Consider the following 13,529-nt stretch of genomic DNA (forward strand, 5'->3'; position numbering starts at 1 on the left):
GTAATATGTTTTTCGAGAAAAACTGATATAAGAGGAATTTTTAAAAGCTTATAAGACAAAAAGCTCGCAATTAGAGAATTCTCTTGGAAGTTTGACAAGTTTTTTATAGCGAATACTACTGATACGCAATAAATATTTAGTAATAAAAAAGATATAAAATCAGGGGCAAGGTTATCCCCATACGTGTCAACTTAACGCGAAAGGCTATGTTGCTCAAGATATTCCATCTAGCTCCCATGCTCTGCGTGGGAGCTAAAATCATGAGGCTCTGCCTCAATTTATCGTACATAAAAGGGTTTAAGACCCCTACGTCTATACGTAGTATCATTTTCAGTCGGGGTTTAAATCCCCGTCTGAAAATGTCTTTAATTTTGAATTTTGAATTTTGAATTTTGAATTGTTAACAGCTTTCGAGGCAGAGCCTCGCAATACGCATTTCCAGCCTCCGGCTGGAAACGAGATAGAGAAGGCTTTTGAGCTTAAGTTGACACCAATGGGTTATCCCCCGCCCCTAGGAGTTGCTTTTAAGTTGCACAATCAATAGTGAAGGCTGTCAACAGTCAACAGTTAACAGCCTTTGTTACTAGTTATGCAATTTACATGCGCATTAGCTGAAATTAACTCCTCAAACTAACGCCGAATTTTTCTACCAAAGCTTCCCGGACTTTGTTATGTACTGGTTCGACTTCGGTATCGGTGAGGGTGCGATCGCTCGCGCGGTAAACTAGACGAAATGCTAAACTGCGTTGTCCTGTGGGAACATGTTCGCCGCGATATTCATCAAATAATTCCACGGATTCCAGTAAGCCTTTACCAGCTTTGTTAATTGCTCTTTCGATTTCCGCAACGGTAACTTTTACAGGTGCAAAGAAAGCGATATCGCGATCGCTGGCGGGGTAGGTGGAATAAGGATGAAATACTGGTACTAAGCTTTCATCTTGATCTAACGCATCTAATAGCACATCAGTATCTAGCTGGAAGAGGTACACGGAATCTGGTAAACCCTTTTCCCGGCGAATTTGGGGATGGAGTTGTCCAAAAATACCGAGTCTGTTACCGCCAATCCACAGAGAAGCTGTGCGCCCAGGGTGTAAGCGTTCATCACGACAATCGGGTTGGTATTCTACCTGTAAATCTAGTTGACGAAAAACGCTATCTAAAATTCCTTTGGCTTCATACCAGGTAAGCGGTTGTTCTCGTCCGCTACTTGTCCATTTGCTAATGGTGCGATCGCCTCCCATAATACCCGCGATCGCTTCGCCTTCTTGCAAGCCATCTTCTCCTTGTGAGAAAATCCGCCCAATTTCAAAGCCATTGAGGGAACCATTACCCTGTTCTAAGTTATATTGAAAAGCATCAATTAACCCAGCAATTAAATCGGTGCGCAGTGCCGAATACTCAACAAACAAGGGATTTGACAGCACGACTTGTCTATCTTCGCCCGGTTTCACTAAAGAATATTGAATTAATTCTGTCAATCCGGCGGCGCGGAAATAAGCCCGCAATTTGCGAATTAATTCCTGATCTAAAGGTAAATAACCTGCTTCAGCTTTTTGCGGTAAAGTATCACAAAATCTGTCATAGCCGTAGAGACGGGCGATTTCTTCAATTAAATCAATTTCCCGTTCTAAGTCGCGGTAACGGTAAGGCGGTACGGAAACTGTCCAAGAGCGATCGCCTGTTGGGGTAAGTTGACAACCTAACGCAGTCAGGATGCGTTCAACGTCTTGTTCTTCCAGTTCCCCGGTATCTTCCCCTAAATCGATGGGGCCGAGTACTTGATTGACTCTATCTAACCGCAACCCAATCGAACCCGTCCAAGTTGACGGATCGGGGCGAGTATCGGCGATTTCTTGCTTGACAATCACGCCACCAGCCAGTTCAGTTATCAGGGATAAAGCGCGACGACAGGCGACTTCCAATTCCGCCCGGTTGACGCCTCTTTCATATCGCCCTGAGGATTCGCTTCTTAAACCTACACTGCGAGAAGAACGACGAATCGCCACAGAATCGAATAAAGCGGCTTCTAAAACTAGATTTTGCGTACCTGCATCAACTTCCGTTTCTTCGCCACCCATTACACCTGCGATCGCCACTGGTTTATCGTTAGCGGTAATCAATAAATTTTGGGCGGTGAGGTTGCGCGTTTGTCCATCCAAGGTTTTCAGGGTTTCTCCATTTGTGGCAAAACGGACGCCAATATTTAAATTACCATTTCCCGCCACAGCTTGCAGGCGATCGCGGTCAAATGCGTGTAAAGGTTGTCCCCATTCAAACAATACATAGTTAGTAATATCCACAATATTATTGATGGGACGCACTCCCGCAGCTTGTAGGCGTTGTTGTAACCATGCTGGCGAAGGCGCAATTTTTACCTGTTCAATTACAGTGCCAAAATAAGCCGGACAAGCTTGGGTTTCGGAAATGCTTAAGCCTAAATTTCCCCCACCTTGGTTAATCGTCACCTCACGCGGTTGGGGAATATTCAACTTCCCACCAGTCAAAGCGGCGACTTCCCTGGCGATACCCACCATACTTAAAGCATCAGCGCGGTTGGCTGTGGCGGTAACATCTAAAATTACATCATCTAGCCCCAACAAAGGCCGGACATCGCTACCCAAGGCGAGATTTTCTTGGGTAAAAATATGAATTCCATCGACATCGCTAGTTAAGCCCAGTTCCTTTAAAGAACAGATCATTCCTTGAGAAGGAACACCGCGCAGTTTCGCCGGCTTAATTTTTAAATCGATATTTGGTAAATAAGTACCTGTAGTTGCAACTGGCACATAAATATCTGCCCGGACATTCGCCGCACCACAGACAATATTTAAAGTCTCAGCTGCACCAATATCTACTTGACACACACTTAATTTATCAGCGTTGGGGTGGGGTTGACGCTCAAGCACTTTCCCCACAACCACGCCATTAGCCCAAGTGCGGCGGTCTTCAATATCTTCTACTTCAAACCCAGCCATTGTCAGGGTTTCGGCTAATTCTTCATGGCTCAGTTTGATTTCTACTAGTTCTTGCAACCAGTTTAAAGAGATACGCATGGAGTGTGCTTGTTTTAGGAATCGTCTTTTGCTCTCATTTTAGGGTGCTTGCTAAGGAGCGATCGCAGCTTCTTAGCAAAGTCTACCCATTCACTTGAACAATCCTACTACGTTGGTTCCAGCAAATTGCGGAAATAATCTGGCAGATGTTGAATCTATCAACGTGATACTTTCCAGAGCACACAATGAAAGTGAGTAACCAAATACCACAAAGAAAGATTGTTCAGCCAATTTTGCTTGGTTTAGTTGCAGCGAGTGCGATCGCTATTATATCTGAGGTTAATTCCGTATCGAGTCAAAGTGCGATCGCCCAAGAAGCGATCGCTTTAAATACACCAAAACCTATACCACCAGACGCAACAAGTCACCGCAGTCGCTGGGGTTTTACATTTGGCTATTCCCTCAACTCTTTTGTAGTCGAGGAAAAAATCTCTAACTCTAAAAATAAAGTTAATTCTCTTTTAGGTACTATTGATATCTGGACTAAAAAGCACGCCCAACAAATTCGCGCTGGTGCCTATGCAGGAGGTGCAGAATACCCTGCCAACATCCAAATATCTGTATATAGTAATAAAAGTAAATTACCCTTACAAAATTGGATTAAAAAGAATAACCGATTTGTAGATATTCGTGAAGTTCAGCCTGCAAAAATTGCTGGACAAAATGGCATCAAATTTAAATCTAGTGGGTTATACGACAACGAACATATTGTTTTCTTCAGCCCCAAAAACTCGCGCATTATTGTTGTATCACTATCTAAATTTGGCTCTGGTAGCGATGACTCCGCTTATCAAACAGCATATAACCTAATAGTAGATTCCTTCAGATTCACAAATTAATTATCTACAGATATAGGACTCATATTTGATTTTTGAAATATACGTAGGGTGCGTTATGCCGGAGGCTAACGCACCGTCGGAAGGCTTTGGTGCGTTACGCTACGCGATAACACACCCTACAAATACATAGATTTTTTCAGAAATCAAATCGGATTCCGATAGTAGGGGCATGGCAATGCCATGCCCCCTAGAATATATTGATGTGCCGCTTGATTTATTGACAATACATTATTTATCTATTTAATTATCGATAATTTTAACCAAAAACCGATTCCAAAGCGCGGAGTAAGTCTTGTTTGGTAAAAGGTTTAGTTAAATACACATTTGCGCCTTGTCTCATCCCCCAAATTCTGTCAATTTCTTTGTTCTTAGAACTACAAATAATAATCGGTACTTTCTCTGTTACCGGATTTCTTTTTAGTTGGCGGCAAAATTCAAATCCGCTTAATCCTGGCATGACTACATCAGTAATAATCACATCAGGATGGTGATTGACTGCTTGATCTAAACCATCTTTAGCATCATAAGCTTTCAGCACAACGTGACCGCTATCTTTGAGAAAATTGTTAATTAATTCTAATTGCGAAGGCGTATCTTCAACGACCAAAACTGTAGCCATATTGCTGTTAATTCACTGTTTAAACTGGTATTATTTTTAGGTAATCATGCTAAATGCATAAAAACAAGCTTGAGTAATTCAGCACGGGTAAAAGGTTTAGTTAAATACCCCGAAGCTCCGACTAAATTGGCTTTCACCTTGTCTACAAGTCCTTTATTTCCTGTAACAAATATAATGGGAGTATTTTTGAACATTGAATTATTACGGATAATTCTGCATAATTCATAACCATCAATACCTGCCATATTTAGATCCAGTAAAATTAAGTCTGGTTTGTGCCGAATAATTGACATCACAGCCTTTAATGGATCTTCAATAGTAACTACAGAAAAATTTTCATCCTCTAAGAAACGACTGATTTCTTTAAGAATAGTTGGACTATCATCTACAGAAATGATTTTGTAAACTTTTTTAGCAGTAGCAGTAGCTGTAGTTACTCTTTCCGGTGCAGAATTTATGTTATTTGTTGTGGTTAATTCCTGAAACTCGTCTTCAACCACAGAAGAAATATATGGAGGTTCTTCAAAGTAAGGTATATCATTTACAAGCAGATTGGGATAGGTTTTAGCATCTATACTACCTGATTCTGCGACTGGATCGACTAATTCCTCTAATTCATGTGGTACGAGTGTTGTTACCTGTTCCACAGAGGGTGTGGATTCGCCAAATGTCTTAGGTAATTTATCAAATGGTGGATCTGCTTCATGCAAGATAATTCCGCCATTGACAATGTAATGGTAAAGTTGTTGAACCAATTGAATCTCATCTTGGTTCATAATTACTGCCAAATGACGCAGGCTAAAACCCTTCATCCAGTTAGTTAAATTTGGTTGCAAATCTAAAAAAGTTGGGTTTTGGATGGATTTGTTGATAAACAGGTAAGGACGCTGATAAGGAGAAGAAATATAAGGAGCAAAAGCTTGCCAGCGCTGTATTCTTGCTTGGCTGCGTTCGATGATTTTTTCTACGTCTAGCCTGCAAAGTTTTGGTACGTCAGAAGGTAAATTGCTGAGTTCAAAGCTACCTACTTTGATTAACAGTAAGGATTCTATGACTTCTTTCACCAATTCTTGGATTAACACGGCTGCTTGAGTCGAGTGCAAATGCCCTTGGTTAACAAGCCAAGTAATTGCTTGGTATTCAGCCGGCTGATTAGCCGAATTACTCTGCTGTTCTATTTGTTGACTGGGAGAGTCAAATTCAAACATCAGCCGTAATTGAACGCGGGTTTGACTGTTCAGTAGGGGTACTTGATGGCTGAGACGACGTAAATGGCGTTCTAGCCTATCAAATGGTTCCACTGAATGAGTAGCATAGGTAATTTTGCCTTGTTCTAGATAAATCGCCCAAGAAACTGAGTTACTAAATACTAAAAGACAAGTGCTGTCAGAACTTTTAGATAACTGACTTAATAAATTCTGGGGACTGAGTTTGGTAAATGTGCCACTAAGATTCATATGCTCAAGTTTCCGGAAATCAACGTGAATCTAGGTAAATTTAAAATGACGCTAATGAGGAATGGTTTTAGTGTTTATTTTTCTCTAAAAACAATTTATTTTTAGAGAAATATATTTATATCTCAGAAGCTATAAACACAACAGTATAGCTTGTTTGTTAAATTTTGTACTGCCTACTGAAACTGCTGATGAAGCCAGTAGTTTAAATTTTTTGTGAACATTTAGGACTTCTATGTAATTTTTGCTCTCGTTAGCTAGATATCCAGAGAAGTTTGTCCCTGACTGTTTTTACCTCTACTTTACTCACTGCACCAATCAACTCGGATTGATATATTTACTGAGGATAATTCTGATGATTATATTGTTGGGTCTGAGATATTTATTCTTTTTATATAAAATTAGGGGTTTCTACACAAAAGCTTTAAATTATTGTCTGGGCAGAGGTAAGTGTTTATTGTATTCTGGGTTTACGGTAACTATTACCGTTAATAGCTGTTTTGATAAAGTTAATGTAAACTCTAAGTGGTTTCCTATCTGACTCAACTCGCTTTTGCTGAAGATTTTTCTCAGGATTAAGAGAATTGAGTCCAATTATCTTAATTAATATAAGGTTAAGCTATCTACCAGAAAATCCCTTAAATGTAGTTTTTGCGACCTTAGAAACTATATACTTTTAGTAAAAGGAAAAAAGAGTTTGAATTATAACATAACACAAAACGTTATGCATGATACATTAAGGCTTGATGAAGTCGTAGAATTTGCTGAGAATCCAGAACCACGTTGTCCTTGCGTATTATTACTAGATACCTCTGGTTCTATGCAAGGAGAGCCGATAGAAGCTTTAAATCAAGGTTTGCTGAGTTTAAAGGATGAATTAGTTAAGAACTCCTTAGCTGCTAGAAGGGTAGAAGTAGCAATAGTCACATTTGATAGTAATGTTAATGTAGTCCAAGATTTTGTCACTGCCGATCAATTTAACCCGCCAATCCTCACAGCACAAGGATTGACTACAATGGGTTCAGGGATTAACAAAGCCTTGGATTTAATTCAAGAGCGGAAATCTCAATATCGCAGCAATGGTATTGCTTACTACCGTCCTTGGGTATTCATGATTACTGATGGAGAACCACAAGGAGAGCTAGACCAAGTGGTTGAGCAAGCGAGTAAGCGTTTACAAGGTGATGAAGCTAGTAAGCGAGTAGCATTTTTTACGGTTGGCGTAGAAAATGCCAATATGACACGCTTAAATCAAATAGGCGTGCGGACACCGCTAAAACTCAAGGGACTAAATTTTATCGAAATGTTTGTTTGGCTGTCAGCTAGTATGTCAGCTGTGTCTCACTCACAGATAGATGAACAGGTAGCACTACCACCAATTGGCTGGGGTACTGTGTAATCAAGTTGCAACTGGATACTAACACAGCTAGTTGCTGCAAGAAAACTTATGAATATGACCAAACAGATACTTCAATGGCAGGTGGTAGCTGCATCGGTATGCGGTACAAGCCATCTCAAAAACAAACAGCTGTGTCAGGATGCTCACCACTGGCAATTATTGTCAGAGAATGTGTTAGTAGCGGCGGCAGCAGATGGGGCTGGTTCAGCTAGCCAAGGAAAAGTCGGAGCAATGATTGCTGTAGAAACAGCAATCGAAAATATATCTAATCAAGAAGTAACTTGTGATACTCTAGCTGATGATGCGAGCGTGCGATCGCTGTTGGCAGACGCGATGCAAGCCGCAAAAACAGCAGTGGAAGCAGAAGCTGCTGCGACTAATAAACAACCTCAGGACTTAGCAACTACTTTAATTCTTATGGTTGCCACACCAGAAGTGGTGGCCGTAGCGCAAATTGGTGACGGCTTGGCAGTAGCGAAGGATAGCATGGGTAATTTACTGGCATTAACCATGCCGGATAGTGGTGAATACATCAATGAAACCACTTTTCTAACTTCGCCGGGAGCTTTAGAAACAGCGCAAATGAAACTATGGCGCGAAGCAATAGTCAACGTTGGGCTGCTCACCGATGGACTACAAATGCTGGCTTTAAATATGGTAGTTGGGGAACCACACAAACCATTCTTCTTTCCCTTATTCGACTTTGTAGCGAATACCCAGGACAAGATTTTAGCCAAAGAACAGTTAGTCAAATTTTTAGGGTCTGAGCGGATTACACAACGTACCGATGATGATTTAACGCTCATCATAGCTGCTCTGGGCAAACCATAAGCCATGATTCCGCCAGATTAAGCATTTTTTAAGTAACCCCCGTTAACCGTGACTTTATCATGCAGGTACTACGTTGTTTTCCGAAACAAGAAATTCTCAGCCTTAACGTCAGTTTAGGGCGGGGTGGTGAAGCATGTATTTATGCAGTACCATCTCATAGTAATTTAGTGGCGAAGGTTTATCACAAACCGACAGTAGACCACGCTTACAAACTGCAAGCCATGCTGGCTAACCCGCCAGAAAACCCGACAGCGAGTTTGGGACATATTTCGATTGCTTGGCCCTTGGATTTATTGCGCGCTGTCGATGGTAGCGATCGCATTATCGGCTTTTTAATGCCGCGCATTCGGGGGATGCGTCCAATTATTGACTTTTACAACCCCAGAACCCGCCGCCAACATTGTCCGTTATTCAACTATCAGTATCTGTTACGCACGGCGCGAAATCTGGCAGCTGCTTTTGCGGCTTTACACAATAGTGGCTATTGTATTGGTGATGTCAACGAGTCAAATATTCTCGTCAGCGACACCGCCCTAGTAACCTTAGTAGATACAGACTCCTTTCAAGTTATCGATCCCGATAGCCATGCTGTCTATCGCTGTCCTGTTGGTAAACCAGAGTTTACGCCACCAGAACTGCAAAATAAAATTTTCTCCCAATACGATCGCGAAATTACCCATGACTTATTTGGGTTAGGAGTCATCATCTTCCAACTATTAATGGAAGGTACTCACCCATTTTCCGGGATTTATCAAGGCTCTGGCGAACCACCAGCCTATGAATCCCGCATCGCGGCTGGTCATTTTACTTACAGTAAAAAGCGGCACGTACCATATCAGCCCACACCAATAGCACCAGCTTGGGAAATTCTCCATCCCGCCTTGCAAGAACTGTTTTGGCGTTGTTTTGAAGATGGTCATCAAAATCCCCATCTGCGTCCTAGCGCCCAAACTTGGCTATCGGCAATTGCGGAAGCCGAAGACAGCTTAGTTACCTGTGATGTCAATCCCCAGCATAACTACAACAACCATCTGAAATCTTGTCCTTGGTGCGAACGGACATTACGCTTAGGCGGACGCGATCCCTTCCCATCACATAAAGCGATCGCGGCCAAAGAACACCTTAAACCCCGGATACCCACTAAAAAACGCCACAGCCAGCCAGGTAAAAAACCGAAGCAGCCAGCAATTCCCTTATCAACTTATTGGCAACCAGGAGTTAAACAAAAAACTCCCTTGTATCAAAAACTCAAACAGCAGAAGAAGTTTTATCCTCTAGCCTTGTGCGTGTTGGGTTTCGGTATGTTGGGTTACTTAGATGTGATGGTAAAATTTACCAATGTCACTCAAAATGCCTATACTCAGCAAAGTCTGCTTACACCGCAAAAACAAACTAATAACAATCTCGATTTTGCTGACTACTATAAACAAGGTCATGCAGCTTATAAAATCCGCGACTATGCAAGGGCGATAGAAAACTTTAACCAAGCCCTAGAAAAAGACCCCAACCACGCCAAAGCTCATATTAACCGGGCTAATGCTCGCTACAATATGAAAGACTACGAAGGGGCACTGGCAGATTATAGCGCAGCTTTAAAACTCAATCCCCAAGAAATTAAAGCTTTTGTGAATCGGGGTAACGTTCGCTACATGCTAGCAGAATATAGCAACGATCCCGATCGCGAATATAATTTAGCGATCGCTGATTTTAACAATGCACTCCGCCTGAATAGCAAAGAAATTGAAGCTTACATCAGACGCGGCGTAGTGCGATCGCAAATGGCTAAATATAGCGGCGACTCTCAACAAGATTATCAGCTAGCACTCAAAGACTTTAGCCAAGCGATTGATCTCAATCCTACAAAAGCCGAAGCTTATTATCAAAGAGCTGTAGTATACTCGCAAGTCGCCCAATACAGCAGTAATTATCAACAAGAGTACAATCGAGCGATCGCGGACTTTGACCAAGCATTAAAAATCAATTCGCAAATGGCCAAAGCCTATCTCAAACGAGGTATGATTCGTTACGAACTCTCTCAGTATGGCGGACGTAACGCCAATACCAATCGTCTCCAGGCAATTGAAGATTTGCAAACATCAGCTAAAGTCTCCCTGGAACAAGAAGATATGGATAGTTATCAACAAGCTCTCAGTAGTCTCTGTATTGTTGTGGAAAACAAATGTGATACTTTATTCCAAAGTACATCCATGTTAGATGGTGGCACAACAAGGTAGTAGGGCGAGGGTGTTGACGGTTGACGGTTGACGGTTGACGGTTGACTGTTGACTGTTGACTGTTGACTGTTGACTGTTGACTGTTGACTGTTGACAGAGAGTAAATTTAATTACTCATGACTTGTTAGTAATGATTGTGAAAACATAAGTTCAAGAAGGGTTAGCCAGCGCTAACCCTTTTTATTTTGAAGTTAAATTTATATTTAATTTAGATTTTAAATTTCTTATGTGAGGGATATTCATCAAGCTTTTACATATCAAGCCTGTTTATTCACCCTTTCTTTACAAATTAGCGGAAAAATCTCGTTAGATTATTTACGGAGAAAGATAAATAAGAATGAAAAATTTTTCTCAAACCAGGTGCGTTCGCTTCATATCGATTGGGATTTAGAATTTCCGCAGTTGGGTATTTAGACCTCGACTAATTGTAGATATAGCTTGACTGAAGGGTGGACTACCAAATTGTCAACTTTTGAGTTGGAAAATACCCATTCATCCGCTACTTTGCACCGAACCCATTCCAGCTGATGAATCCAGACTGCTAAATTCTTATTCCATCGCGAGCAACTCAATTAAATAAGGGACTTCCAAGTAAAAAAAATATTTCCGAAGTGATTGTTGTACGGGCGGGTTTAAGCGACATATCTGTTTTCGACGTGAGTACCTCACAAAACCCGCCCCTACAGACTGTTAACTGTTAACCGTGAACAGTTAACAGTCAACAACTTGAACGGAATAATTTATTTTTAGAGTTCCCTAAAGCTAATCAATCTTAACGAAAGTGCAAATCTTCGAGGTAATTGCATGAAAGCAGTAATTTTGGCTGGAGGTCTGGGTACACGCCTCAGTGAAGAAACTAGTATCAGACCTAAGCCAATGGTAGAAATTGGTGGTAAGCCAATTTTATGGCACATCATGAAGAGTTATTCTGCTCATGGGATTAACGACTTTATTATCTGTTGTGGTTATAAAGGTTACATCATTAAAGAGTATTTTGCTAATTATTTCTTATACATGTCAGATGTCACATTTGATATGCGATTTAATCAGATGAATGTGCATTCTGGCTATGCAGAACCTTGGCGCGTGACCCTAGTTAATACGGGCGATAATACCATGACAGGTGGACGCTTAAAACGAGTGCGCGAGCATTTAGGAAATGATACTTTTTGCTTCACTTATGGTGATGGTGTGAGCGATGTAAATATTACAGAACTCATTAAATTGCATAAAGAACAAAATACCCTAGCCACACTTACTGCTGTACAACCTGCGGGTCGTTTTGGCGCGATTTCTTTGGGACAAGAACAAACTAAAATTACCAGCTTTAAAGAAAAGCCTGAAGGAGATGGTGCTTGGATTAATGGCGGTTATTTTGTGTTAGAACCAGAAGTAATTAACTTTATTGCTGATGATGCTACAGTGTGGGAGAAAGAACCATTAGAAAAGCTAGCTGAGATGGAACAATTATCAGCTTACAAACATAATGGCTTTTGGCAGCCAATGGATACATTACGCGATAAAAATTATCTCGAAGATTTATGGAAGAGCGATAAAGCTCCTTGGAAAGTGTGGTCATAACTAGGGGCTAGAGGCTAGAGGCTAGCTTGAAAATAGGGTTGACTGTTGACTATTGACTATTGACTGTTGACTGTTGACTGTTGACTGTTGACTATTGACTATTGACTATTGACTATTGACTATTGACTACTTGTGAGATTTTCTCGCGCTCTACTGAATTTGTTTTTACAGACGCAATAATACTCATGTACGATTTTGCAATTATTGGTGGGGGAATAGTTGGGCTTTCTACAGGATTGGCATTAGGTAAAAGCTATCCTCATGCTAAGATTCTCGTATTAGAAAAAGAAAGCGATTGGGCATTCCATCAAACAGGCAATAATAGTGGTGTAATTCACTCAGGAATTTATTACAAACCAGGAAGTTTTAAAGCTAAATTCTGCCGTGATGGTGCTAAATCAATGGTAGAATTTTGTCAAGAATATGGCATCGAACATGAAATTTGTGGTAAGGTAATTGTCGCCACTTCAGCAGGAGAATTACCACGCCTAGAAAACCTTTACCAACGTGGATTAGAAAATGGGATTCCGGTAAAAAGAATTAGTCCCGAAGAAGTCAAAGAAATTGAACCCCATGTGAGTTGTGTAGGGGGAATCAGAGTATTTTCTACAGGAATTGTTAACTACAAAAAAGTTAGCCAGAAATACGCTGAATTAATTCAACAACAGGGTGGAGATTTACGCCTTAATACCAAAGTTGAGAACATTTGCCGCAGTGGTAAAAATCAGGTACTAGAAACCAACAACGGTAGCTTTGAGACGCGGATTGTGATTAATTGTGCTGGCTTACATAGCGATCGCATTGCTAAACTAGGACAAGTTGAAGCACAAGCGAAAATAGTCCCTTTTCGGGGCGAATATTACGAACTTACCCCAGAAAAACGCTATCTCGTCAAAACCCTCATTTACCCTGTTCCTAACCCCGATTTTCCCTTCCTGGGCGTTCACTTTACCCGCATGATTGATAGTAGCGTTCATGCCGGGCCAAATGCAGTACTTAGCCTCAAACGCGAAGGTTATCATAAAACTGACTTTGACTTGCGGGATTTTGCAGAAGTCATGGCTTATCCAGGTTTCTGGAAATTAGCCGCCAAACACGCCGATGAAGGTATTAAAGAAATTATTCGTTCTTTTAGCAAAGCCGCCTTCGTTCGCAGTTTGCAACAACTGATTCCCGAAGTTCAAGCCGAAGATTTAGTTCCCACCCACGCCGGAGTTCGCGCCCAAGCATTGAAAAATGATGGTTCCCTTGTCGATGACTTTTTAATTGTTCAAGGAGAAAACTCGATTCATGTTTGCAATGCACCTTCTCCAGCTGCGACTTCTTCCTTAGAAATTGGCAAAGCAATTGTGGCACAAATTCCCGCACCGTCACATCTGGCTTTATCTATTCATTAATTTGAATTGACTGAAACAAATTAGTTATAACTTATGCAGTGTCAGATATTTTTCATGCTTTTTGTCAATGGTCAATAGTCCATAGTCCAAAAACCTGAATTTTGACCATTGACTTTTGACTT

At 41.1% G+C, this 13,529-nt stretch carries 9 protein-coding genes; 6 read left to right on the forward strand and 3 right to left on the reverse strand.

Annotated elements, in window-relative coordinates; translation table 11 throughout:
- Positions 1-617 precede the first annotated feature (617 nt).
- Entirely contained in the window at positions 618-3,053 is a 2,436-nt protein-coding gene (gene pheT, locus H6G08_RS17690) for a phenylalanine--tRNA ligase subunit beta (protein WP_190545253.1), read from the reverse strand.
- 185 nt (positions 3,054-3,238) lie between these two features.
- On the opposite strand from pheT, the gene H6G08_RS17695 reads away from it, so the two are divergent.
- A complete protein-coding gene (locus H6G08_RS17695; RefSeq protein ID WP_190545255.1) occupies positions 3,239-3,892 on the forward strand; it encodes a hypothetical protein in 654 nt (217 codons plus the stop codon).
- 256 nt (positions 3,893-4,148) lie between these two features.
- On the opposite strand, the gene H6G08_RS17700 is transcribed toward H6G08_RS17695, so the two are convergent.
- Together H6G08_RS17700 and H6G08_RS17705 are read right to left on the reverse strand one after the other, a co-directional pair.
- Entirely contained in the window at positions 4,149-4,511 is a 363-nt protein-coding gene (locus tag H6G08_RS17700) for a response regulator transcription factor (RefSeq protein ID WP_190545257.1), read from the reverse strand.
- Between the two features lie 44 nt (positions 4,512-4,555).
- Entirely contained in the window at positions 4,556-5,968 is a 1,413-nt protein-coding gene (locus H6G08_RS17705; protein WP_190545260.1) for a response regulator, read from the reverse strand.
- Between the two features lie 721 nt (positions 5,969-6,689).
- Here H6G08_RS17705 and H6G08_RS17710 point away from each other — a divergent pair.
- The 5 genes from H6G08_RS17710 (at position 6,690) to lhgD (ending at position 13,407) form a co-directional block, all read left to right on the forward strand.
- On the forward strand, positions 6,690-7,364 hold the full coding sequence (locus H6G08_RS17710) for a vWA domain-containing protein (protein WP_096645815.1): 675 nt from the start codon (positions 6,690-6,692) through the stop codon (positions 7,362-7,364).
- Between the two features lie 48 nt (positions 7,365-7,412).
- Entirely contained in the window at positions 7,413-8,195 is a 783-nt protein-coding gene (locus H6G08_RS17715; RefSeq protein ID WP_190545262.1) for a PP2C family serine/threonine-protein phosphatase, read from the forward strand.
- 59 nt (positions 8,196-8,254) lie between these two features.
- Positions 8,255-10,429 (forward strand): tetratricopeptide repeat protein, encoded by a 2,175-nt coding sequence (locus tag H6G08_RS17720; protein WP_190545264.1) that lies wholly within the window; start codon positions 8,255-8,257, stop codon positions 10,427-10,429.
- 804 nt (positions 10,430-11,233) lie between these two features.
- A complete protein-coding gene (rfbF, locus tag H6G08_RS17725) occupies positions 11,234-12,010 on the forward strand; it encodes a glucose-1-phosphate cytidylyltransferase (protein WP_190545266.1) in 777 nt (258 codons plus the stop codon).
- Between the two features lie 185 nt (positions 12,011-12,195).
- Positions 12,196-13,407, forward strand: coding sequence for an L-2-hydroxyglutarate dehydrogenase (gene lhgD / locus H6G08_RS17730; protein ID WP_190545268.1), 1,212 nt, complete (start codon positions 12,196-12,198; stop codon positions 13,405-13,407).
- Positions 13,408-13,529 lie beyond the last annotated feature (122 nt).

The sequence above is a fragment of the Calothrix anomala FACHB-343 genome (genome assembly GCF_014696435.1).
In the GTDB taxonomy this organism is placed as follows: domain Bacteria; phylum Cyanobacteriota; class Cyanobacteriia; order Cyanobacteriales; family Nostocaceae; genus Aulosira; species Aulosira anomala_A.

Bases quoted from the DNA above. Each gene is read 5' to 3' on its own strand.
- pheT (WP_190545253.1), bottom strand. From the start codon at position 3,053: ATGCGTATCTCTTTAAACTGGTTGCAAGAACTAGTAGAAATCAAACTG.
- H6G08_RS17695 (WP_190545255.1), top strand. From the start codon at position 3,239: ATGAAAGTGAGTAACCAAATACCACAAAGAAAGATTGTTCAGCCAATT.
- H6G08_RS17700 (WP_190545257.1), bottom strand. From the start codon at position 4,511: ATGGCTACAGTTTTGGTCGTTGAAGATACGCCTTCGCAATTAGAATTA.
- H6G08_RS17705 (WP_190545260.1), bottom strand. From the start codon at position 5,968: ATGAATCTTAGTGGCACATTTACCAAACTCAGTCCCCAGAATTTATTA.
- H6G08_RS17710 (WP_096645815.1), top strand. From the start codon at position 6,690: ATGCATGATACATTAAGGCTTGATGAAGTCGTAGAATTTGCTGAGAAT.
- H6G08_RS17715 (WP_190545262.1), top strand. From the start codon at position 7,413: ATGAATATGACCAAACAGATACTTCAATGGCAGGTGGTAGCTGCATCG.
- H6G08_RS17720 (WP_190545264.1), top strand. From the start codon at position 8,255: ATGCAGGTACTACGTTGTTTTCCGAAACAAGAAATTCTCAGCCTTAAC.
- rfbF (WP_190545266.1), top strand. From the start codon at position 11,234: ATGAAAGCAGTAATTTTGGCTGGAGGTCTGGGTACACGCCTCAGTGAA.
- lhgD (WP_190545268.1), top strand. From the start codon at position 12,196: ATGTACGATTTTGCAATTATTGGTGGGGGAATAGTTGGGCTTTCTACA.